This window comes from Amedibacillus sp. YH-ame10 (assembly GCF_053848885.1).
In genome coordinates this window covers 17,045-39,022 of the sequence record NZ_JBSPFA010000013.1, presented here as the reverse complement: position 1 = coordinate 39,022, position 21,978 = coordinate 17,045, and the positions used below count along the sequence as shown (strand labels likewise).

The 21,978-nt window shown below is 34.9% G+C and carries 22 protein-coding genes; 10 read left to right on the top strand and 12 right to left on the bottom strand.

Going from position 1 to position 21,978, the window contains the following annotated elements; all coding sequences use genetic code 11:
• Nucleotides 1–9 precede the first annotated feature (9 nt).
• Nucleotides 10–1,194, bottom strand: a complete 1,185-nt coding sequence (locus ACWG42_RS07035; protein WP_455791149.1) for a glycoside hydrolase family 88 protein — start codon at nucleotides 1,192–1,194, stop codon at nucleotides 10–12.
• Between the two features lie 294 nt (nucleotides 1,195–1,488).
• On the opposite strand from ACWG42_RS07035, the gene ACWG42_RS07030 reads away from it, so the two are divergent.
• From ACWG42_RS07030 to ACWG42_RS07015, 4 genes are read left to right on the top strand one after another with little or no spacing between them, the layout of a single operon-like run.
• Nucleotides 1,489–2,463: a bifunctional 4-hydroxy-2-oxoglutarate aldolase/2-dehydro-3-deoxy-phosphogluconate aldolase gene (locus ACWG42_RS07030; RefSeq protein WP_455791148.1), complete on the top strand. Its 975-nt coding sequence runs from the start codon at nucleotides 1,489–1,491 to the stop codon at nucleotides 2,461–2,463.
• Between the two features lie 8 nt (nucleotides 2,464–2,471).
• Complete coding sequence (locus tag ACWG42_RS07025; RefSeq protein WP_455791147.1) at nucleotides 2,472–3,491, top strand: PfkB family carbohydrate kinase; 1,020 nt, start codon at nucleotides 2,472–2,474, stop codon at nucleotides 3,489–3,491.
• A gap of 17 nt (nucleotides 3,492–3,508) precedes the next feature.
• Nucleotides 3,509–4,309, top strand: a complete 801-nt coding sequence (locus tag ACWG42_RS07020; RefSeq protein WP_455791146.1) for a gluconate 5-dehydrogenase — start codon at nucleotides 3,509–3,511, stop codon at nucleotides 4,307–4,309.
• A gap of 11 nt (nucleotides 4,310–4,320) precedes the next feature.
• On the top strand, nucleotides 4,321–4,956 hold the full coding sequence (locus ACWG42_RS07015) for an RpiB/LacA/LacB family sugar-phosphate isomerase (RefSeq protein ID WP_455791145.1): 636 nt from the start codon (nucleotides 4,321–4,323) through the stop codon (nucleotides 4,954–4,956).
• A gap of 99 nt (nucleotides 4,957–5,055) precedes the next feature.
• Here the strand turns inward: ACWG42_RS07015 and ACWG42_RS07010 are convergent, their stop codons facing one another.
• From ACWG42_RS07010 to ACWG42_RS07000, 3 genes are all read right to left on the bottom strand, one after another.
• Complete coding sequence (locus ACWG42_RS07010) at nucleotides 5,056–5,568, bottom strand: hypothetical protein (RefSeq protein WP_455791144.1); 513 nt, start codon at nucleotides 5,566–5,568, stop codon at nucleotides 5,056–5,058.
• Nucleotides 5,569–5,608: 40 nt separating this feature from the next.
• Nucleotides 5,609–7,198 (bottom strand): PTS transporter subunit EIIC, encoded by a 1,590-nt coding sequence (locus tag ACWG42_RS07005; protein ID WP_455791143.1) that lies wholly within the window; start codon nucleotides 7,196–7,198, stop codon nucleotides 5,609–5,611.
• A gap of 109 nt (nucleotides 7,199–7,307) precedes the next feature.
• A complete protein-coding gene (locus ACWG42_RS07000) occupies nucleotides 7,308–8,600 on the bottom strand; it encodes a Sapep family Mn(2+)-dependent dipeptidase (RefSeq protein ID WP_455791142.1) in 1,293 nt (430 codons plus the stop codon).
• 91 nt (nucleotides 8,601–8,691) lie between these two features.
• On the opposite strand from ACWG42_RS07000, the gene ACWG42_RS06995 reads away from it, so the two are divergent.
• The gene (locus ACWG42_RS06995) at nucleotides 8,692–10,230 is read left to right on the top strand and encodes a BglG family transcription antiterminator (RefSeq protein ID WP_455791140.1); all 1,539 of its coding nucleotides are present in this window, start codon (nucleotides 8,692–8,694) and stop codon (nucleotides 10,228–10,230) included.
• Nucleotides 10,231–10,245: 15 nt separating this feature from the next.
• Here ACWG42_RS06995 and ACWG42_RS06990 read toward each other — a convergent pair whose 3' ends face one another.
• Nucleotides 10,246–10,731: a PTS sugar transporter subunit IIA gene (locus tag ACWG42_RS06990; RefSeq protein WP_455791138.1), complete on the bottom strand. Its 486-nt coding sequence runs from the start codon at nucleotides 10,729–10,731 to the stop codon at nucleotides 10,246–10,248.
• A gap of 219 nt (nucleotides 10,732–10,950) precedes the next feature.
• On the opposite strand from ACWG42_RS06990, the gene ACWG42_RS06985 reads away from it, so the two are divergent.
• Both ACWG42_RS06985 and ACWG42_RS06980 read left to right on the top strand, forming a co-directional pair.
• Nucleotides 10,951–11,664 carry a ribulose-phosphate 3-epimerase gene (locus ACWG42_RS06985; RefSeq protein WP_455791136.1) on the top strand — a complete coding sequence of 238 codons (714 nt, stop codon included), beginning with the start codon at nucleotides 10,951–10,953 and terminating at the stop codon, nucleotides 11,662–11,664.
• Nucleotides 11,636–12,322, top strand: coding sequence for a YitT family protein (locus tag ACWG42_RS06980; RefSeq protein ID WP_455791134.1), 687 nt, complete (start codon nucleotides 11,636–11,638; stop codon nucleotides 12,320–12,322). Before ACWG42_RS06985 ends, ACWG42_RS06980 begins: the two co-directional genes overlap by 29 nt.
• 209 nt (nucleotides 12,323–12,531) lie before the next feature.
• Here the strand turns inward: ACWG42_RS06980 and ACWG42_RS06975 are convergent, their stop codons facing one another.
• On the bottom strand, nucleotides 12,532–12,744 hold the full coding sequence (locus tag ACWG42_RS06975; protein ID WP_455791133.1) for a hypothetical protein: 213 nt from the start codon (nucleotides 12,742–12,744) through the stop codon (nucleotides 12,532–12,534).
• Nucleotides 12,745–12,950: 206 nt separating this feature from the next.
• Here ACWG42_RS06975 and ACWG42_RS06970 point away from each other — a divergent pair, with 206 nt between their 5' ends.
• Nucleotides 12,951–13,316, top strand: coding sequence for a PBECR3 domain-containing polyvalent protein (locus tag ACWG42_RS06970; RefSeq protein ID WP_455791132.1), 366 nt, complete (start codon nucleotides 12,951–12,953; stop codon nucleotides 13,314–13,316).
• Between the two features lie 407 nt (nucleotides 13,317–13,723).
• Here the strand turns inward: ACWG42_RS06970 and ACWG42_RS06965 are convergent, their stop codons facing one another.
• Together ACWG42_RS06965 and ACWG42_RS06960 are read right to left on the bottom strand one after the other, a co-directional pair.
• Nucleotides 13,724–14,887, bottom strand: a complete 1,164-nt coding sequence (locus ACWG42_RS06965) for an amidohydrolase family protein (RefSeq protein WP_455791131.1) — start codon at nucleotides 14,885–14,887, stop codon at nucleotides 13,724–13,726.
• Between the two features lie 10 nt (nucleotides 14,888–14,897).
• Nucleotides 14,898–16,493, bottom strand: coding sequence for a PTS transporter subunit EIIC (locus tag ACWG42_RS06960; RefSeq protein WP_455791129.1), 1,596 nt, complete (start codon nucleotides 16,491–16,493; stop codon nucleotides 14,898–14,900).
• Nucleotides 16,494–16,663: 170 nt separating this feature from the next.
• Here ACWG42_RS06960 and ACWG42_RS06955 point away from each other — a divergent pair, with 170 nt between their 5' ends.
• Nucleotides 16,664–18,154 carry a BglG family transcription antiterminator gene (locus tag ACWG42_RS06955; protein WP_455791127.1) on the top strand — a complete coding sequence of 497 codons (1,491 nt, stop codon included), beginning with the start codon at nucleotides 16,664–16,666 and terminating at the stop codon, nucleotides 18,152–18,154.
• An 84-nt stretch (nucleotides 18,155–18,238) separates the two neighbouring features.
• Here ACWG42_RS06955 and ACWG42_RS06950 read toward each other — a convergent pair whose 3' ends face one another.
• Both ACWG42_RS06950 and ACWG42_RS06945 read right to left on the bottom strand, forming a co-directional pair.
• Nucleotides 18,239–19,057, bottom strand: coding sequence for a Cof-type HAD-IIB family hydrolase (locus ACWG42_RS06950; protein WP_455791126.1), 819 nt, complete (start codon nucleotides 19,055–19,057; stop codon nucleotides 18,239–18,241).
• On the bottom strand, nucleotides 19,047–20,165 hold the full coding sequence (locus tag ACWG42_RS06945; protein WP_455791125.1) for an iron-containing alcohol dehydrogenase: 1,119 nt from the start codon (nucleotides 20,163–20,165) through the stop codon (nucleotides 19,047–19,049). The genes ACWG42_RS06950 and ACWG42_RS06945 overlap by 11 nt, the downstream gene beginning before the upstream one ends.
• Nucleotides 20,166–20,369: 204 nt before the next feature.
• Here ACWG42_RS06945 and ACWG42_RS06940 point away from each other — a divergent pair, with 204 nt between their 5' ends.
• Nucleotides 20,370–21,005: a transaldolase family protein gene (locus ACWG42_RS06940; protein ID WP_455791124.1), complete on the top strand. Its 636-nt coding sequence runs from the start codon at nucleotides 20,370–20,372 to the stop codon at nucleotides 21,003–21,005.
• A gap of 15 nt (nucleotides 21,006–21,020) precedes the next feature.
• Here the strand turns inward: ACWG42_RS06940 and ACWG42_RS06935 are convergent, their stop codons facing one another.
• Both ACWG42_RS06935 and rpmE read right to left on the bottom strand, forming a co-directional pair.
• Entirely contained in the window at nucleotides 21,021–21,614 is a 594-nt protein-coding gene (locus ACWG42_RS06935; RefSeq protein WP_455791123.1) for a thymidine kinase, read from the bottom strand.
• Between the two features lie 115 nt (nucleotides 21,615–21,729).
• Nucleotides 21,730–21,933, bottom strand: a complete 204-nt coding sequence (rpmE, locus tag ACWG42_RS06930; RefSeq protein WP_455791122.1) for a 50S ribosomal protein L31 — start codon at nucleotides 21,931–21,933, stop codon at nucleotides 21,730–21,732.
• Nucleotides 21,934–21,978: the final 45 nt, after the last annotated feature.

The window sequence follows — 21,978 nt, the reverse complement described above, 5'->3', positions numbered from 1 at the left end:
ATTCTCCTTTTACCAATAAGGATTCCAATCTTTTAAGTGACGCATCAATGCTTCCATGTAATAATAGTCACCCCAGATATTTCCTTCATCGACACCTTTTCCTGAATGCCAACTATAAACACCATGATACAGGATTGGACCTCCTTGTACGTGTTGGTTATTTGTATAATTTTGAATTAAAGAACGTAAAATTCGTTCACTTGCACCTTTATAAATTGCTTTATCTTCATCTGCTACATGACGATCCATTTCCATCATGCCGCAAACCGCAATAGCGGCTGCACTGGAATCCCTTGGTTGTTCATCCTTATCGGAGAAAATCAAATCCCAATAACAAACATCATCTTCTGGAAGACGATTTAAAAAGTAATGCGTCATTCCTTTATAAATATCCATATATTCCATTTGTTTTGTGTAACGAATATTCAAAGGGATGCCATACATACCCCAAGCTTGTCCTCTTGCCCAAGAACTTTCATCATTGTATCCTTGTCTGGTTGCACCATATAATGGCTTTCCAGTGGATGGATCCATATAAAATGTATGGAATGCACTCGCATCCTCTCGCACTACATAATTGCAACTTGTTTCGAAATGCTTTTTCGCAATAGATGCGTACTTGTCATCTCCTGTTGTTTCACTTGCCCAATACAACAATGGGATGTTTAACATACAGTCAATAATGAAACGGTAATGATCCTTGCTATTTAGTGGCCCCCAAGCCTGTAGGAATTCTCCTTTTTCTTGCCATCTACAAATTAACTTGTTCGCAGCCATCAATGCTGCTTTTTTAGCAATTTCACTTTGTGTAAGCTTATATCCACTGACACAAGATAGGGAATAAAGAAATCCCAAGTCATGATGTTCAAGTTCAATATTATTTTCTACTCTATGTAGAAAACTTTCTATATTACGTTCTGCTAATAGACGATATTTTTCATTGTTTGTATATTCGTATGCCAACCATAACATTCCCGTCCAAAATCCATCTGTCCATTCGATGTTTTCAATGATTGGATAAGTTAGATCTTTTGTAGCGGAGTAAGGGAATTTTTCTTTAAAGTAGTCCATATTTAAGTCGATTTGTTTTATACATTCATCAAGCGCATCTTGGACTTCTTTTTTTGTTAGGGATGGAGTTTCAAGAAAATAATCTTTTTTTAAGACTTCCTCGATTTTCACTTTTCTCACCATAATAGAAACCTCCTGTAAGAACTAATGTGTAAAAGGTAAACTGGTTTACTAGACAACCACATTATATGTTGAATGGTAATGCTTTGTCAACCATTATTTTAAAATAAATGAATTCGGCAAATTTTAAATATGCTACGCTACGCACATATGTATATAGTATAGGGTTTTTTATGAAAATAAATTTAAAAATCATGTTGACAAAACCGGTTTACTAAGTTATCCTGTAGGTGAACTGGTTTACTAGAGATCGTAAACGCGTACTAGACACACGTAACAGTAGAAAGAAGGTATTATATGAAGATCGATGAGCGTATTCAAAACATTGGAATCGTTCCCGTTGTAAAAATTCATGCACTAGAAGATACCCTTCCTTTAGCAAATGCTTTATTGGAAGGTGGCATTGATGTTGCGGAAATTACATATCGAAGTGAATTTGCAAGTGATGCAATTGCTCTTATCCATAAAGAATTACCAAACATGTTAGTTGGGGCTGGCACAGTGTTATCAGTTGAACAGGCCAGTGATGCAGTGAACGCAGGAGCTCGTTTTATTATTACACCAGGTTTGAATATCGATGTTATTACTTGGTGTTTACAACACGATGTTCCCATCTTCCCTGGGGTATCAAGTGCAAGTGAATTAGAAATCGCCTTATCCTATGGTATAACAACAGTAAAATTCTTCCCTGCTGAAAGCAGTGGTGGAGCGAAGAAACTTAAAGATTTATTAGCTCCTTACCCTCATGTAAAATTCATTCCAACAGGAGGCATTAACGAAAAAAACATACATGAATATTTATCACTACCAAATGTATTAGCTATCGGTGGAAGCTTTATGCTACCAAACGATGCTCTTCAAGAAAAAGATTGGGATAAAATTCAACAACTATCAAAACATGCAATCAAACATATGCTTGGCTTTGAATTGATCCATTTAGGTATCAATTCAAGCGATAGCGAAGAATCGCAACGTACAGCAAAGCTCTTATGTGAACTATTTGATTTCACATATTACAAAAAGCCTAAATCAAACTTTGCTGGAAAAGGCTTTGAAGTTTTACATGGAAAAGGAAAAGGAGAACACGGCCATATCGCAATATTTACTCCATATCCAAATAAAGCTCTATATCAACTTAGCAAAAAAGGTATACAAGCAATACAAGAAAGTATCACATGCAATAAACAAACACAACTTATTAACTTTGCATATCTGGATTTAGAGATTGCTGGATTCGGTATCCATTTAATCAATCCAGATGTGAAAATGTAGGAGGTACTATGAAGATTGTTACATTTGGAGAGGTGATGTTACGTTTAGCACCTCATGGATATGAACGTTTTTTACAGGCGCATGAGTTAGAAGCTACCTTCGGTGGTGGTGAAGCAAACGTTGCAGTTTCATTAGCAAACTTTGGTATGGATGCTAGTTTTGTCACAAAACTTCCTGAAAATGATGTTGCTCAAAGTGCTATCAATTCCTTACGTAAATATGGAGTTGATACGAAACATATCGCGCGTGGTGGAGAACGCGTTGGCATCTATTACTTAGAAAAAGGTGCCAGTCAACGTGCGAGTCAGGTCATTTATGATCGAGCACATTCTTCTATTTCAGAAGCGAGTTCTAAAGATTTTAATTGGTTTGAAATCTTTGATGGTGCCGATTGGTTCCATTTTACTGGTATTACCCCAGCATTGAGTGATACCATTGCACAACTCACCAAAGAAGCATGTACTGCGGCAAAAGAACAAGGATTGATGATATCCTGTGATTTGAATTTTAGAAAGAAACTATGGAGCAGTGAAAAAGCTGAGGCAGTTATGAGTGAAATTATGCCTTATGTCGATATCTGTATTGCAAATGAAGAAGACTCAGAAAAAGTGTTTGGTATTCATGCGGCAGATAGTGATATTACAAGTGGTGTTCTTCATCATGATGGCTATATTCAAGTCGCAAAACAACTTAGCGAACGATTTCACTTTAAAGCAGTTGCCATAACCTTACGAGAGAGTATCTCAGCATCCGATAACAATTGGGCTGCTATGCTATATATGGATAACCAAGCATATTTTTCAAAAACCTATCCTCTACATATCGTAGATCGAGTAGGTGGTGGAGATTCCTTCGGTGCAGGATTGATTTATTCTATGCTGAAAAAGAAAGCTCCACAAGATTGTATAGAGTTTGCAGTTGCAGCCTCTTGTCTAAAGCATAGCATCGAAGGTGATTATAATCTTGTACGAGTGCATGAAGTGGAACAACTAGTAAACGGTGATGGCTCTGGAAGAGTACAACGATAAAGAAAGAAGGTAATACTATGAGTACATTTAATATGAATAGTTTTTCCCTTGAGGGAAAGATTGCTTTAGTGACTGGCGCATCTTATGGAATTGGATTTGCAATTGCAAGTGGTTTAGCAAAAGCAGGCGCTACTATCGTATTTAACGATATCAATCAAGACTTAGTTAACAAAGGTATTTCCGCATATCAAGAAAATGGAATAAAAGCTTATGGATATGTATGTGATGTAACCAATGAAGATGCAGTACAAGCAATGATTAAACAAATCAAAGAAGATGTTGGTATCATTGATATTCTTGTGAACAACGCAGGAATTATCAAACGTATTCCTATGTTAGAAATGAGTGCGAAAGATTTCCGTCAGGTAATCGATGTAGATTTAAATGCTCCATTTATTATGTCAAAAGCTGTTATCCCAGGTATGATTGAAAAAGGACAAGGAAAGATTATTAATATCTGTTCTATGATGTCAGAACTTGGAAGAGAAACCGTAAGTGCTTATGCTGCCGCAAAAGGTGGTTTAAAAATGCTTACCAAAAACATTGCTTCTGAATATGGAGAATATAATATCCAATGCAATGGACTTGGTCCAGGGTATATTGAAACTCCTCAAACAGCACCACTTAGAGAAAGTGAACATCCATTCAACACTTTTATCATTTCTAAAACTCCTGCAGCACGTTGGGGTACAACAGATGATCTAGTAGGACCAGCCGTATTCTTATCAAGTAATGCGAGTGATTTTGTAAATGGACATGTTTTATATGTAGATGGTGGTATCTTGGCTTATATTGGAAAACAGCCAGGAAATGAATAATGGAGGAACCTATGAAAATAGCACTTATAAATGAAAATTCACAAGCATCAAAAAATTCTGTTATCTTTGAAGTATTAAATGAAGAAGCAAAAAAAGCAGGTCATACGGTATACAATTATGGAATGTACTCAGCTGAGGATGAGGCTCAACTGACGTATGTAAAAAATGGTCTATTAGCAAGTATTCTACTTACTACAAAGGCAGTTGATTTTGTAATTACTGGTTGTGGTACAGGACAAGGAGCAATGTTAGCCTGTAACTCCTTCCCTAATGTTCTTTGTGGACATGTTACAAATGGTCTTGATGCATATCTATTTGGTCAAGTAAACGATGGAAACGCTATCGCGATGCCATTTGCTCAAGGTTTTGGATGGGGCGCTGAAATTAATTTAAAAGATACTTTCTCAAAACTATTCAGTGAACCATTTGGTGGTGGATACCCGAAAGAGAGAAGAGAACCAGAACAAAGAAACAAGAAGATTCTTGATTCTGTAAAACTCGTTACACACAAACCTTTGATCCAAATTCTAAAAGAAATAGACCAAAACTTCTTAAAAGAAACAATAGCTGGAAAACATTTTGCAGAATACTTTTATCCAAACTGCAAAGATCAAGAAATTAGCGATTATATAAAGAACTTAAAATAAACCCTTTTAAAACTTACATACTATCGTAATTATAAGTATAGAAAAAATATGTCATCTCTAAGTGAGGTGGCATATTTTTATAATATGATTACATACGAATTATCGCACTGAGAAATAGATTCCAAACACAAGTGAAATAAACATAATTAGAACAACGATACTTACTACTAAGACAACCAATTGTCCTTCTTTCTTTATTTCCTTTAGTGCCTTTTTCCATGAGAATTGATTCCATTGAAAATATTTCACTAAGGAGAGAATCATGAGAATTGCAGAGATAAAGTTCATCAATATAAATTGTGCAATGATCATTACGATAATATTTATACGTGCACTTTCTATATGTTCTAACTTATGAATATCTTTGATGAACCATTTTAGTACATACCAAATATATAAGTTCGCACCACAGATGATAAATCCTGTGATTACGATTGGATTGCTCGTTAACAACAACTCCATAGAAGTGTTCCCAACATTTGCTAAGCTTCCAACATAGACAAGGAATAAAACAATCATAATGATACATGCATTCTTTGCATAGTTCAAATATTTAAAGTTATTCGTTGTCTTTAATTTATTTTTCTGTTTTACAATCTCTCTTTTTTTCATGATAACCTCCATTTTGAAATGTGGCATTCCTTCTGTTTGTTTAATCTAAATGTAATAGATCTTTTACAGCTGTTGTAATGTTACCAACACGTACTCCATAAATTACTTGAATGGAGTTTTTACCTCTTACAACACCCATTGCTTCTAAATAATTTTTCCAATTATCATCTGATGCAACAAGGCTGTCATCTTTTACAGTAACACGCAATCTACTTGCACAACAAGTTACTGTTTCAATATTATCTTTTCCACCAAGGGCTTCAATAATACGAGCTTCAAAAGAATCTCCTGTTTCACTATTTTTTAATTCGTTATATTCTTTCTTGCTCATCAATTTAATGTCATCATTGTCATCTCCACGACCTGGTGTTTTTAAATTGAATTTTAAGATACATACTTTAAATGCAAAGTAATATACAATAAATGTTACTGGCAACAACCACAATGCATGTAGTGCATGTACTTTCTGTGGTTGAAACAAGTTTGGAATCATGAAGAATAATGCTGTACCATTGATAGAAATATTCGTAAGTTCTGCAACTACATAACATAATCCACATAATGGTGCATACACCAACCAATACAATGCTGGCGCAACGAATAAGAATGTATACTCAATTGGTTCTGATATACCAACCATTGCTAATGTAAATACAGATGGTATCAATAGAGCTGCAACTTTTTTACGATTTTCTTTTTTCGCACAACGATAAATCGCAAAAGAAGCACCTGGAAGTCCAGCTAATTGGAATAATAAACGTCCATTTGTAAAGTTTCTTACAAGGTATCCTGTAGCATCTGCACTTGCAGCCTGCCCATTCATAATGTTTTTAACACCTTCATACATAACGCCATCGATCATCATCGTACCACCAACTTTAGTATATTCAATTGGGAATGCAATCAAATGGTGAATACCAAATGGCAATAACATCTTATCTAATGTTCCAAACACAAAGGTTCCAAAGAGTCCACTAGAGCGAATAAATGTAGTAATGTTCTGTAATCCACCAGCAATAAATGGCCAAATATAATAGAAGCCGATTGCTACTGGAATTGAAATCAATGTAACCATGATGATGACCATCTTTGTCCCTGCAAAGAATGCGAACATCGCTGGAAGTTTTGTATCTACAAACTTATTGTGAATAGCTGCAGTTAATAACCCTGTCACAATACCTGAGAAGATCCCCATATTGTAAGAATAAATCCCTAACGAAGAACTCCATAATGCGTTAAAGTTTAATGCAGCTTGTTCTGTATAACCACTCTTTACAAGTGCTTCTACCGTTGTGGTTTCTGCGTTCCACCCATCTAATGCTGCCCAACCTTCAATACCCCTAATGAAGCAGAAGAACATGATGAGTCCAGCGAATGCTGCCCAACCTTTTTCCTTCTTGGCAAGTGTGAAGGCAATAGCTACCGCAAACCATAATTGTAAGTTGTTCATGAACATGAATCCCAAGTTCGTGATCATGGTAAATAGGTTGTACAAGATATTTCCTTCAGGTAAAATATAGTTCGTAAATGCACTACCTATCCCTACAAAGAAACCAACCAAAACTAACAAAATAATTGGTACCATCATTGCCCCGGCAAATGTTTGAAGCTTTGCCTGAATGTGTTTCATAACGTATCCTCCTTTTTGTTTACGCTTTCATTTTAGCATCAAAGAAAGGTAAAGCTAGGCAGGAATGAATGAGTACATTACTGTATCAATGTGGTAAAATTTAATCAATTTATTTTAATGCTAGTTCACATAATGCTTCATAATAAATTTCACATGCCTTTAATAATGAATCGATTGGCATGCATTCATTTGGCATATGTGGTTTTGGATCTTCATCTGGAAAGGTAGCTCCAAATGCAATTCCACGATCCAACACCCTTGCATAAGAAGCGCCACCTTTGGTAAGTACCTCAACTTCTTCATGCATCACACGCTCATAGGCATTTTTCAATCCCCTAATAAGAGGACTATCTTCTTCCACAAACAATAAACGTTTATGTTTTATACACTCTAGTGTTGCTCCATACGTAGAGGCTATCTCTTGTAGACGTTCCCAAATCTTTTCATAACTCGTTGATTTTACATAACGAACATCCACGCATAATTCGAATAAAGAATCATCACATGTCAAAGACATAGGGCAAACAGATGTTGTCCCCATTTCTGTATCCTCACTATATAACCCGCTTTTCTCTCCATAAAAATCATCCAAGAATACATCATGTATCATATCCATACATGATTGTGCACCACTGTTCATCTGTTGTGTCTTATAGTCATGGGCAAATGCAAAAATTGCATTTTCTCCTCGCTGAGGATTTCTTGAAAGAGCACGTTTACCCTTATAAGTTTTTGTGTCTCCTTGATATTTTACTTGTAGTTCATCACACACATAGTTGTATCTTTCTCTTGCATGAATTTCTATATCCTCGGTGATTGGAAAGGTAAATCGTATTTGTAAGATTCCTTTTTCACCATTTACAATAGGAAAATTTCCATCTGGTGAAAACCCATAAACAGGTTGTTTATGTGATTGAAAATAATGTTCCATGCACTCCCAAGTAGTTTCTTCAGCGCCACCTGCGATAATACGAATCGCATAACGTAAAGGAAGTTGCTCTTCTTTGATTAACCAAGCAGCATAAAGTGCCGCAATAAGTGGTCCCTTATCGTCGTTCACTCCTCTTCCATAAAGAACGCCATCTTTTTCTACCATTTGAAAAGGATGAGTATCCCATAAAGCTTCCTCTCCAGCCTCTACAACATCCAAATGTCCAAGGACTCCAATATATTCTTCTTGCTCGCCAATGCTTGCACTCATCGCATATCCTTGATCATCTTCTACACAAAATCCTTTATCTTCTGCAATTTCCTTAAATACATCAAAACATGTTCTAATATTTTTTCCAAATGGTGCATTATCAGTTTTGCTATTTTCGTCTGGTAATGATGCTATCGCAACTAATTTTTCTATATCTTGCAACATTTGTTCTTTTACTTTAAAAAGTTTTTCTTTATTCATAATAACCTCCTATAAGTTGATTCCTATGGTATGTACTCTTGACAAGATTCTACTTCCCTCGTATAGTTTCTTTAGAAAGAAGAGGATGCCAATGTTAAATAAACGTGTAATAAAAATTGTAGATGCTCTTTTAAAACAAGATTCTTATATAACAATCGATAAGATAAGTGAAGTGCTTCAAGTATCAAATAAAACGATACGTAATGACCTACAACTTGTTGGTGAATGGTTGGAAGAAAATCAACTTTCACTGATTAAGAAAACCGGAGTAGGTATTCTTATCGAAGGTTCTAAAAGCGCAAAGCTACATGTAATGGAAAAAATCAATGAGAAGAATAATACCATGGTGGACTATTCTCCACAATCTCGAAAGATTTTCATTGGTATGCAACTTTGTTCCTATGATAACTGTCGAATATATGAATTAAGTCAACAGCTATTTGTATCTCGAGCAACCATCCATAAAGATATTTTATCTTTGGATGATTTATTAACGACGTACACTTTGCAACTCCACCGTAAAAACAACAACGGGCTTATACTGGAAGGAAAGGAACGCCATATTCGTAGTTTCTTATTAGAATTAATGTTAAGAGATAATGGGTATCAGCTATTTCTAGACATTATCCGAAATGAGCATCATGCATGTGATGGAACTTTGGTATTTCCAGGACTTGAAGTAAGTGATGATGAAATCCATGATTTCATGCGTTGTGTACTCTCTTCAAATAACCGCTACATTGAATCGCTTACCTTTCAATCCCTCATCCCTGCTCTTCTTCGTATGTTTGTTACCTATCTTCGTATTCAAGACAAACATTATGTACATCTTTCCGATGACTTCTTAACGGAACTAAAAGGTGAACCTTTTTACGAAGAAACAAGAGCACTTTGTGATCGATTAGGTAATCATTACAATATCAAATTTCCAGAAATGGAAATTCGTTACTTACAAGTATATTTTTTAGCACTACAAAGCAGTGATAATTTCAACATCAAAGAAAAAGAAGAAGCGAAGCAATTAACCGATCGCTTATTACATACATGGAGTGAAACCTTACAGCTTCCATTTAATAAAGATGATAAGCTTCGTACTGCTATCTATACCCATATGTGTCCAGCAATCATGCGCTTTCGCCATGGTATTCCTAATGAAAATCCATTATTACCAGAAATACTTAACCTTTATGCAAATACCTTTGAAATTACAAAGAAAAGCATGCATTTCATGGAAGAACATTTCCACTGTACCATTAGCAAAGATGAAATCGGATATTTAGCACTTCACCTTGCTGGCTCTATTGAACGAATGAAGAAGCCTTTGAACACTATACTCGTAGCACATAGTGGAAATGGTGCAGGAAATCTACTTCAAGAAAAGATTAGCGCACAAATACCCGAAGTTCACATTGTATCCCAAGAATCCTTTTTCTCCATTTATGAGAAAAAACTAGATGATATCGATTTGATTATTACCACAATTGAATTAAACCTAAAAGCAAACATTGTTTGTATTCAAGTAAATTCCTTATTGCGTGATTATGATATCCATCATCTACAAGATGCGATTAAAGAACTCTATAAGTTGAAAAATGATCCCTTAAATTCTAAAGCGGCATTGCACACCTAGTTGCAATGCCCTTTTTTATACAGTGTATGTTACGACAACGTCTTCTCCACCTGTTACTTTTGTAACACTTTCTTTTTCAAACTCTTTATAAGAATCCTTATTTGTAAAGATAACAATGACAGTTAAGTCGTATCCTTTTTCTAATAAATATGCACGATCCATAGCTAGTAAAGGTTGTCCTTCTTTTACCATATCACCTTGGCTACACATACAAGAGAAACCTTTTCCATTCTCATTCACAGTATCAATACCCACATGGATTAAGATTTCCATACCATTTTCTAATTCTAAACCAATCGCATGATTACTTGGAAATAACATCGTTACTTTGGCATCCGCACATGCGTAAATTGTATCACTCGTTGATTCTATCGCAAACCCATCCCCCATCATTTTCTGTGAGAATACAGGATCCTTTACGTCTTCAATGGATATTAATGTACCATCCACTACCGCTAAAAGTTCATTTCTTGATGCTGCTTTCTTCTTAAATCCGAACATTTTCATTACCTCCTAAATTTATATCTTTATCTTATACAATTATGATGGTTATTACAATGCTTTCATAAGAAAAAGCGTTACCTTTTAATTGTGGTAATTGGTTACGCGAATGTTGATTATTTACCTTATTGATATGGATAATGTTACATTGAGGGATATCTTGCGCAAGCCCCTTATAAAAGCGTACAATAAGGGTGCGAGATAGAGGAGGACTAACGTATGAAACACATAAAAATTGCCGCTGGTTTAGCACATGTAAATTATGGAAGAATTGCAGATTTAGTAAAAGAGGTAAGTGACGCAGGAGTTGATTATATTCACTCAGATGCTGCTGATATGCATGACCTTCAAAATATGAAGCTTATGGGAGGTCACCAAATCATTGCTGGTATCCGTCCAGAAACAGATAAAGATATTGAATGTCATATTTATACAGTAAGTATGGATCGTATGTTCATCGAACAAATTGCAGAAGCAGGAGCGAATATGTTAATTATCCCTGCAGAACATTTCATCGGTGCACAACTTGCTTATATTATCAACTGGTGCCGTGAACACAACTTGAAAGTTGGATTAACTTTGGGATGCTACACACCACTTTGCTTTGTAGAAGAAAGTATTTATGATATCGATCGTTTACATATCGTAACACACGGTGTTGATGAAACCGATGGAAAAGACAACTGGGGTTGGAGAAAAAGTGCAATTAATTTAGTACAAAGAGCACGTAAAATGATTGATGAGAAAAATCCAAGATGTGAACTAGCTGTAGATGGTGGTTTACGTAGTGATAACATGGATAAATTAATTGAATGTAATCCAGATGTAATCGTATTATCTTCTGCCATTTTCAAACATCCTGATGGAGCAGCTGCAGGTGTTAAAGAATGTAGAGTTGCAATCGATGCAGCAGCAGAAAAATTTGGACTATAATCCTATAAAGGACTCTCCCATCGAGAGTTCTTTTACAAAAGACAAGATCCGTGCCTTTGTCATAGATTATGCATGGATTACATTCGCTGCTGCTATAACGGCGGTTGCCGTTAATTTCTTTTTCACATCAACAGGACTTGCACCAGGAGGAATTACAGGATTATCCTTAGTATGCTCTACGATCATTGGAATTCCTGTTTCCACAATGTCACTTTGTATATCCATTCCATTGCTCGTTCTAAGCACAATTGTTCTTGGAAAAAGCTTTGGTATTAAAACACTATATATCACTCTAGCAACACCACTCTTTATGCAACTCATTCCTAATATCCATACCACTGCATTCTTAAAAGATATTCATCCTATACTAGAACTTATCGTTGCTGGGATATTAGGAGGAGTACTTGTAGGTAGTGCCATTGGTATTGCCTTGAATCATGCATGTGCAACAGGAGGAACAGATGTAATTGCCTTACTAGTACAACATGTATTCAAGTTTCTAAAGATTAGTGTTATCCTATTTGTATTAGATGGTTCTGTGGTCATTGCCTCAGGAGTCATTACAAACAGTGTATTTATATCCTTATTTAGCTTCTTATCTTTATTGATTATTATTCAAACAATATCATATATCACTAAGAACAAGAAAAGTGCATAAATTAATAGGGTAAAGAAAACGAGTTAAGAGCTCGTTTTTTTATCCTACTAGAACTTTGAATAGATTCTATCCGTCTTAGGATTGAATCTTTTTATATGAATCTTCCTGGCACCTCGCCATATATAAATACAGGTTCTCAAATGAATTTTTTTGTGCTATAGGGTGCAGATTCATCCAGCGTTATAAGTCGTTAGTTTGATTTCTTGATGTCATGTACTTGATGAACTTTTACTTGAATGGAGTTTACAATCCTCTACTTTTACTTTGAAGTATTCTCTTCTAAATTTATATTCCGTATCTTCTGACTTTTGACGAGATTTGAAGCCTCGTCTTGTTTTATGAATCTTATCACCACTATTGGGATCGACAAAATGCGTTGTGAAAAGCCACGCATTATCATTTTTTACTGGGCTTACTGACATGGCAAGCACCTCCCTCGTTGTATTGTATATAAAGCACTGAAAGAATGTGTTTACAAGTGGAACTTAACTTTTCACTTTAGATTAGAATTATTCATATTAAAATACATTGTAAAAATTATTAACTTACCATATACTATAGATAATTCTTTATCTAATTCATAAGTATAAACTTTTTATGAACATGATAATAACGGGAGATGATAATTTTGAGCATCAAGAAAATTGCGTCGTTGGATAAAAAAGTAATAGATTTGCTATCTTTGGATGCAACACCTAACTCACCTATTCTAATAGGTGAGGATAATATTAAACATATGCTTACAAAACATCCTATAGATTATGATAAATATAAAAATCATATAGCTGATATTATTGTTACACCTGATTACATACGATTAAACACGAAAGATAATTCGATTGAATACGTTAAGGAATTTCAAATCAATGATGACTATGTAAAAGTAGCAGTCCGTACTTCACGAGGAAGTAATTGGTTTGTTCGATCAATGTATACGTTAAACAAAACTCGTGTTACAAATTACATTAACAAAGGAACTCTCATAAAATTTTAACCACTTGTTGAAATAATTTTTTGGATATGGTATTATATTTTTGCATAAGATAGTAGCAGGTAAGAACACTGAGGACGGAACAGGCAGCCGTCACCCTTGTAGGAGATGTGGAAATGTCACTCCACCTTGTTCTTACTTAAATACAGGCACTAGTCATTTAATGATTAGTGCTTTTTTTAACCTGTACTGATTACATGTTACCAGTTAATTGCATACCAATGATGTGCAATTTGATACGATATGATGTGCAAGCACCCAAAATCGGAACTTTTTGTAGCGAAAATTACAGAAATTAATATAAAAAGAGCATTCTACCTTGGGAATAGATATGCTCTTACACAAATGGATTTGAACGATTAAGTATCTTGTTTACTCAATGTTCGAAAAGGAGTTTACTATGAATCCATTCAATGCCATTTAATACCATCTTTGTATACATTTTTTAAACTATGAATATTTTTCATGTCTGTAAGCGGATTGTTTTCAAAGATGAGGAAGGATGCTGCTTTTCCTACTTCCAAAGATCCGTGTGTCTGTGTAATGTCCATTAGATCTGCTGCATAATAGGTTGCCATACGTAATACATCTATGGCATCGATTCCATTTTCATACAATAATACAAGTTCTTCTAACACCGTATCAAAACCATTGAATGGAGTTCCGCTATCAGAACCCATTGCCATTTTTACACCCGTTTTATATGCATATAATACATTTTTCTTATGTACTTCCATAACTTCTTTAGATTTCAAGAAACTTTTTGATGTAGGATCTTTTTTTAATCCTCGCATGGTCGCAAAATAGGGAGCAGATAAGGTAGGGACAAGATAGATTCCTTTTTCTTTTGCTATCTTTGCCAACTCTTCATCCATCAATAAACCATGTTCGATAGAATCTACATTATGTTTTAAACATAATGCAATGCCTGTGCGTCCATGTGTATGTACAGCAACTTTTCTACCTCTACGGTGGGCTTCATCTACTGCGATACCAATTTCATCCTCAGAGAGCTCTAATGGAGCTAATTCATTCCCTTTTGTATTAATACCACCAGTTACCATAAGTTTGATAAGATCAACACCCTTTTTCACATTGGTACGAACTGCTTTTCTAACCGTTTCAACACCATCACTTTCCAAAGACATTTGCCAACCATGACCACCAGTGGCACATATCGCTTGTCCACTGATTTTCATATCTGGACCAAATAGTTTCTTTTCTGTTAATAAACGCTTTGCAGTGAACGTTACTTCTTCTGGTGCTCCTACATCACGAATATATACAATGCCTTGATCTAATAATGTTTTTAAATTGGTATCTACTATATTTAGCATTTCTAATGGTGTGCTATGAAAACCAAAGTTATACGGATCCGCACATACATGCACATGACAATCGATCAATCCAGGCGTTACTAAATGATGCTTTACATCTATAACTTCTATATTTTTAAACTCTTTACCAACACGATTTCCTACTTCTAGAATTTTTCCATCTTCAACAATGAAATAAAAATCCTTTATAATTTCTAATCCATTGAACATGTTATCTCCAACTACTGCATATTTCATAATTTGCCTCCTAGCTTATGCCTAAATATTTCTTTAAATCTGAGGCAATACTGATGACCTGTGGTCCGAATATAATTTGATATTTTTTATCGAACTTCACAACACCCATTGCCCCAAGTGATTCCATCCAAACTTCATCTGGTGAAACTTTCGTACTATCTACTACACTCACTCTTAAACGAGTCGCACAGTTTTCCACAAGTACAATGTTTTCTTTTCCACCTAAGTTTTCTGTAATCTCCATACTTCTAATATCAATATCTTTGTTTTGTAATGTATCTTTTTTTAGATCTTTTTTTCCTACAAGTTTGAATCCTTCTTTCTCTTTTCTTCCTGGAGTCTTAATATCAAACTTCAAGATTGCCCAACGGAAGATAAAGAAGTACATTGCGAAGAAAAGTGGAATTAAAACAAGTAAAGACATAGCATGAACCTTATCTGGTTGTAATAGATTCGGTATCATAAATACAGTAGCAAATCCTTGTATAGATACTTTTGTAAGTTCTGTTAGGACAAATGCTAACCCTGAAAGTGGAACATGTACAAGGAAGTAAAGCAATGGACTTGCAAATAAAATTGTAAATTCTACTGGTTCTGTAATACCAACTAGAAATGCAGTTGCGACTACAGGTATCAAGATAGCTGCTGCTTTCTTTCGATTTTCTTTTCGTGCGCAAACATACATTGCAAGTGCAGCACCAGGCAATGAACCAAAGTTAGATAAGATTCTTCCAGAAGTAAAATCTCGAATCAAATAACCAGTCGCATCAACGGAAGAAGTAAGCGCCATATTGATAGAGTTAATACCTTCATACAAGGTTCCATCCACCATCATACTTCCACCTAAATCAGTATATCGTAATGGTAAGGTAATCAAGTGATGTAGTCCTGTAGGCAATAATGCACGATCAGATGCTCCATATAAGAATGTTCCAAACAGTCCTGATGTTGAAATCAAAGTAGCTAACATACGCATGATACTTGCCATGAATGGCCATACATAATAGAACATAATCCCTAAAACTATCGCAATAAGTGGCGCAATCATAATAACAGAACGTGGTCCTGCAAAATAGGATAAGAAGTTCGGTAGTTTTAATGCATACATTTTATTATGCACAATCCCTGTCACAATACCGATAACCAACGCTCCAAAGATGCTCATATCTAAGGTAAAAATACCCCCTATTTGTGTCCATAAACTTGAGAAATCTTTAGCTTCATTTACAGTATATCCCATTGTATCCACTAGATTTTTTACTGTAACACTTTCTGCTGTGAAACCATTTGCTCCTGCATATGTACTAATACATACATTGACCAACATATACATGATAAATCCAGAGAAAGCTGCCCATCCCTTTTCCTGTTTAGCTAAACCAAAGGATATACCAATGACAAACCAAAACGGTAAATTCTTCATTACCATACTTCCTATGTTTGAAATCATAGAGAAAATGATTTGAAGAAAGCTTCCTTTCTCCAATAAAATATTGGCAAGTGGTGCACCGAATCCTACACAGAATCCAGCCATAACGAGTACAATAATAGGAACCATCATTGCACCAGCAAATTGTTGAAATGCTCCTTTAAGTTTTTCTTTCATAAAACTATCCTCCTGATAATCCTATTATATATAATTGTAAGCGTTTGTATTATTCAATAATTACCATTACGATAAGGTAAAACTGTACAAACTAGTCTATAGAATTTTATGCTATACTAAGAATAGATGATACTAGTGTAATTTTCAAGAGTAGCAAGATGGAGGATACTATGAAAAGTACGATTCTTTATAAGATTCTAGATGTAATCATTTATAGTGATTACATCAGTGCAAAAGAAATTGCTGCACGTTCTAACATCTCAGAAAAAACAGTACGTAATTATTTACTTTATGCGCAAGAAGTATTGACTGATTTTCATGTGGAATTGATAAGTAAACCAGGTTCTGGCTATTCTTTATTGGGTAATCAAGATCAACTTCTACTATTACAACATCACCTTCATAACAAAATTGCAGAAAATGTAAAATCTCTCCCAGCAGAACGTGTGTACTATCTTTTATTTAAAGTCTTGCATAACTCCTATCCCATCCGTATGCATCAACTAGAATCTGAACTTTATGTATCAAGAAGTTCTCTTTATCAAGATATAAAAAAAGCAAATCTCTTTTTAAAAGATTTTGATTTAGAATTAACCGTACATCATAAAAAAGGTATCCTATTAAGTGAGGGTGAGAAAAGAAGACGAAAAGCTTTGTATCAACTTCTTCATTTCATTCACTCTAATAAAATTACCATTATTCAAAATGACTTTAAACAATATATAGAAAATGCTTATTCCTCAAACAGCACAAATAAGAAAATACTATCTATCCTTACAAAGTTTGAAGAAAAGAATAACATTATTCTCGCTATGAATGATACATCGTACTTACGTCTTATGTTTTATATTTCTATAGATCGCATAAAACAAGGCGGGTATGTTAGCTTTTCCCAACAAGACAAAGATAAACTTCAATCCTTCTCTTTTATACGAAAGCTATCCGATTCCATACACACCCTCGAATCCTTGTTTCATATTAAAATCTATGATGAAGAAATCTATTATTTGACATCTTTATTTATGACCTTAAAGTTCACAAACACGGAAATCGTTAATTCCGCGCTAGCAAACAAACAAGCAAAACAAGTGATTGAGAAATTCGTTCCAATTATTTATAGTGTTTACACTATAAGTGATAAAGAAAACTTCGAATCGGGACTGTTCTATCACCTTTCTAAAATATTAGAAAAAACAGCTTTTTATTATGATCACTACAATCCTTTTTGTGAACAAATAAAAAAGGATTTTCATGAACCATACGCCATAGCATCCAATATTAATCCAATCACAAAGGAACTATGTAATGTTGTACTTCCAGATGATGAAATTGCTTATATCGCAATACATATCGCTTCTGCATTAGAAAAAACACTACAGCCACTTCGCGTACTCTTTTTATATGAACATCGTTTTAGTGAATTAAAATATGCTTGTTCATTGATTGAAGCTCATATTGCGGAAGTTGTTATCATTGAAAAGATTCGTTATCAAGATTTCATTATGCAGGATACTTTTGAATATAATCTTATATTCACAACTTTCCAACTACCACCGATTAAGGATATCCCTATCTTTTTAATCCCGATGATACCAAGTAAAAACTTCATTTCTCAGTTACGAAATGAAGTGCGTAACCTATTCGTAAAACAGCGTTATTAAATACATGATATATTCTTACGCCAAACATAAAAAGTACACCTCATCTCTTAGGATTTGATGTACTTTTTTAAGATTCAAAATGACCTATATGTTCATAAAATGGCGAATTGCTTTGCTCACACCATCTTCTAGATAATGATCTGTTACATAACTACTATGTTTCTTTACTTCTTCTGTTGCATTTCCCATCGCAACAGCAATACTAGCTTCTTCAAACATAGGAATATCATTATTCCCATCTCCTATTGCCATGAAGTTGTCTTTTGTAAATCCGTTTTCTTTTAAGACTGTTCTTATGATGTTTCCTTTATGTATCCCTTTAGCAGTAATATCAAAGCTGATTTTTTGATAATCTGTTATTTCACAATTCTCTATACATTCTATTTCATTTCTTGCTTGTTCAAGAAGATGTTCTTCTTTATGATAGACCAATATCTTTAAAACATCCTTCGCAACGACCGCAAGTTCATCCCATGGTATTTGCGTATAGGACTTTATTTTATAATCATCTTGAAAACACTCGTTCATATGATCGTATAAAAACCGTTCATCATAGGATTCCTGTGTGTAAATGAAGCGTTTTCCTTTGAGAAATGCATGCATCTGATACTTTTGTAGTACGGATACAATTTCTTTTAAGGCCTCTGCATCAATAGCTGTTTCGATACAACGATTCCCTATCTCGTATATACCACCATTTCCAGCTATCACTTTGATACGATCATCGACTAAGTGAGCAATCATTTTCGCGAAACAATACGGTCTCCCTGTTTCCAAATACACCTGGATACCTTTATCTAAACATTCCCTAATTGCTTTTTTATTTTCTTCGCTTATTGTTCTATCTCTTTGTAACAGTGTGCCATCTAAATCTAAACCGATAACACGGATATTATTTTCCATAAGCCTCTTTTAAGATAGCTTCTAATTCCTCTCTTGTCCCAAATGGAAGATGGTCAAGAACAGGACACGCTAAGATTTCTTGGAAACTTTCTTCGTCAACACCACAATCAACAAGTGTTTTATACAATCCAATGGTTTTCAAGAAGGAAACCATGGCTTCATAAAGATCTTCTTTTCCAAATAATTGTGCAACCTTTTGAAATTTATCATGATACTTTGTATCCATTTGTTTTATAAATGGAGGGAAAACAACTGCAAGTGCTTCACCATGTGTAATATGACAAATACCACCAATGATTTCAGATAATGGATGTGGTGCACTAGCACCTGAATTTGCTAAAGCACGTCCAGCTAATGTATCCGCAAGACACATGGTTGTACGATATTCTACATTCCCTAGATCCTCTAATACGTTTGGCAATGTATCAATAACAAGTTTCATTGCCTCCAAAGAATCCATTTCACTATAGTGTGATGCACGTGCATTGATATAACTTTCAAATGCGTGTGTGAAAGCATCAAAACCTGTTGCGGCACTCATTCTTCTTGGAAGAGTTGTCATCAATTCAGGATCAATAAAACATTCTTTCGAGAAGTTATCACTATGGAAGAATGTTAACTTTTCTTTCCCCTTCGTAATCACCGCTGCTTGTGTTACTTGAGAACCTGTACCTGAAGTCGTTGGTATACTCAAAAGTGGTAAATGCTTATCACTATAAGATGGATAAGAACCAAATGGGGAATCAAATGCAAATAAATCATCCCAATTAAGGGTTTCAATTCCATTGGTAAATGCGATTGCTTTCGCAGTATCAATAGAACTTCCTCCACCTAAAGCAAGGACAAAATCAAATGTGTGTTGACGTAAAACCTCACGACCTTGTTCTACAATCTCAACGGTTGGATTTGGTGCTACTTGATCAAAATGTATTACATCAATTCCAGCATCACTTAATAATCCTTTTACTCTTTTATACAATGGTTGAAGCGGTTCATCTGGCGTCGTTACCAAAAGACATGTGCTTCCATACTGTTTACAAGCATTCCCTAGTTCTTCTAAGATGCCTGCACCAAAATGTAACTTTGTTGGTTGATAATAATGAAACATACAATACCTCCTCATTCTTTTACATACTCATTATAATAAACAAATACCAAGAAAGTGATGGATAAAGAATGAGTCTGTTTCCATATCATTAAGGAAAAAAAGAACAGTGTGTATATTTTACCGCTTCATTGAGGTAGAAAGCTCTCACGGTAGAAGAACTTTCTCTTCTTCTTTTTTGGTATAGTTATGCTAGGAGGGATGTATATGTTATATCTCATTGATGATGCGAACATTTCACATATCGAAGATGCTTTATCTTTAGGAGCATGTGGAATTACCGCAAATACAAGTATGTATAAAAAAGAAGAAATCTCAATTCAAGATTTCATTCAAAAAGTTCAACATTATGAAGTGCCTTTTCTAAGTGCAGAAGTCATTGGTACCTATGAAGAAATGTTAGCGCAAGCACAAGCATTTCTTGCGAAAAACCCTAACATCGTTATCAAAATCAATTTTTCAAAAGATGGTTTACGTTTAACAAACACATTGTCTAAACAAGGTGTATCTACTGCATTAACACTCGTATTTAATATGTCTCAGGCACTTGCCGCAATCAATGCAGGGTGTGATTATATCTTTTTCTTTATCGGTAGAAATGAAGAAATTGGTGTGGATGCTTTATCGATAATCGCAGATATTCAAGATTTGATTGTTGCGAAAGGATATAAGACAAAGCTCGTAGGGGCTTCTATTAAGCACCTTCACCACTTAGAGCAATTGGCAAACCTACATATTGATTATGCTGCGATTCCATATGATTTATATATGAAATCACTTGCTCACCCACTTACAGAAAGTGGCACAGAAACATTTATCAAAGATTTTCAAGCATATAAATAGAGCCCATTAAGGACTCTATTTTTTTATCTTAACTTTCCCTGGTACTTCATGACAATGACGACATCTTGCCTCATATTGTTCACTAGCACCTACTAATATAATAGGATCATTATAATTGGCTGGTGCTCCATCAATTAAACGTTGTGAACGAGTTGCAGGTGCTCCACACTTCATACAAACTGCAGTCAGTTTCGTGACAAACTCTGCGTGAGTAAATAACTTCGGCATAACACTAAATGGTTCTCCACGAAAATCCATGTCCAAACCAGCTACCATAACACGCTTTCCTTTATCAGCGTAATAATCACAAATATCCACTACTTCATCATCAAAGAATTGCACTTCATCAATCGCAATAACATCATAACTATCATCGATATAATCAAAGATCTCTTTTGCTTTTGTAATGGAAAAGCTATCTACAATACTTCCACAATGGGAAACAACACAACTTTCATCATAACGATTATCAATCTTTGGTTTGAATACTGCAATTTTTTTATGTGCATATTCCAACACTTTGATTCTACGAATCAGCTCTTCCGTTTTCCCTGCAAACATACAACCAGAGATCACTTCTAACCATCCTTCTTTATACTGCTGGTACATCTTCTTCACCTCATATTCATCTTTATCTATTATAACGGATTTAACCCTATATTTGAAGTTAAATGAAAAGAAAAAAAGAAGACCTTATCGATCTTCCATTTCCTGTAAATTTTTCTTATTTCATTCCGTATTTTGCGTTAAACTTCTCGATACGTCCCTGTGCAGCAGCAAATCTCTGACGACCAGTGAAGAATGGGTGGCAGTTTGAACAAGTATCTACACGTAATTCTTTTGCAATAGACCCTGTTTCAAATTCAGCTCCGCAAGTTGTACATTTTACAATGATACGGTTGTATTCTGGATGTATTCCTTTTTTCATAATTATTCTCCTTCCGCCTTAAACCTCAGGTGGGTTTAAAGTAAG

Excerpts from the sequence above, each read along its gene's own strand:
- ACWG42_RS07020 (WP_455791146.1), top strand. The coding sequence starts at position 3,509 with ATGAGTACATTTAATATGAATAGTTTTTCCCTTGAGGGAAAGATTGCT.
- ACWG42_RS06980 (WP_455791134.1), top strand. The coding sequence starts at position 11,636 with ATGCAGCAGCAGAAAAATTTGGACTATAATCCTATAAAGGACTCTCCC.
- ACWG42_RS06935 (WP_455791123.1), bottom strand. The coding sequence starts at position 21,614 with ATGTACCAGCAGTATAAAGAAGGATGGTTAGAAGTGATCTCTGGTTGT.
- ACWG42_RS06960 (WP_455791129.1), bottom strand. The coding sequence starts at position 16,493 with ATGAAAGAAAAACTTAAAGGAGCATTTCAACAATTTGCTGGTGCAATG.
- ACWG42_RS06975 (WP_455791133.1), bottom strand. The coding sequence starts at position 12,744 with ATGTCAGTAAGCCCAGTAAAAAATGATAATGCGTGGCTTTTCACAACG.
- ACWG42_RS07000 (WP_455791142.1), bottom strand. The coding sequence starts at position 8,600 with ATGAATAAAGAAAAACTTTTTAAAGTAAAAGAACAAATGTTGCAAGAT.
- ACWG42_RS06985 (WP_455791136.1), top strand. The coding sequence starts at position 10,951 with ATGAAACACATAAAAATTGCCGCTGGTTTAGCACATGTAAATTATGGA.
- ACWG42_RS06940 (WP_455791124.1), top strand. The coding sequence starts at position 20,370 with ATGTTATATCTCATTGATGATGCGAACATTTCACATATCGAAGATGCT.
- ACWG42_RS06945 (WP_455791125.1), bottom strand. The coding sequence starts at position 20,165 with ATGTTTCATTATTATCAACCAACAAAGTTACATTTTGGTGCAGGCATC.
- ACWG42_RS06955 (WP_455791127.1), top strand. The coding sequence starts at position 16,664 with ATGAAAAGTACGATTCTTTATAAGATTCTAGATGTAATCATTTATAGT.
- ACWG42_RS07005 (WP_455791143.1), bottom strand. The coding sequence starts at position 7,198 with ATGAAACACATTCAGGCAAAGCTTCAAACATTTGCCGGGGCAATGATG.
- ACWG42_RS06950 (WP_455791126.1), bottom strand. The coding sequence starts at position 19,057 with ATGGAAAATAATATCCGTGTTATCGGTTTAGATTTAGATGGCACACTG.
- ACWG42_RS07010 (WP_455791144.1), bottom strand. The coding sequence starts at position 5,568 with ATGAAAAAAAGAGAGATTGTAAAACAGAAAAATAAATTAAAGACAACG.
- ACWG42_RS07030 (WP_455791148.1), top strand. The coding sequence starts at position 1,489 with ATGAAGATCGATGAGCGTATTCAAAACATTGGAATCGTTCCCGTTGTA.
- rpmE (WP_455791122.1), bottom strand. The coding sequence starts at position 21,933 with ATGAAAAAAGGAATACATCCAGAATACAACCGTATCATTGTAAAATGT.
- ACWG42_RS06995 (WP_455791140.1), top strand. The coding sequence starts at position 8,692 with ATGTTAAATAAACGTGTAATAAAAATTGTAGATGCTCTTTTAAAACAA.
- ACWG42_RS07035 (WP_455791149.1), bottom strand. The coding sequence starts at position 1,194 with ATGGTGAGAAAAGTGAAAATCGAGGAAGTCTTAAAAAAAGATTATTTT.
- ACWG42_RS07025 (WP_455791147.1), top strand. The coding sequence starts at position 2,472 with ATGAAGATTGTTACATTTGGAGAGGTGATGTTACGTTTAGCACCTCAT.
- ACWG42_RS06965 (WP_455791131.1), bottom strand. The coding sequence starts at position 14,887 with ATGAAATATGCAGTAGTTGGAGATAACATGTTCAATGGATTAGAAATT.
- ACWG42_RS06990 (WP_455791138.1), bottom strand. The coding sequence starts at position 10,731 with ATGTTCGGATTTAAGAAGAAAGCAGCATCAAGAAATGAACTTTTAGCG.
- ACWG42_RS07015 (WP_455791145.1), top strand. The coding sequence starts at position 4,321 with ATGAAAATAGCACTTATAAATGAAAATTCACAAGCATCAAAAAATTCT.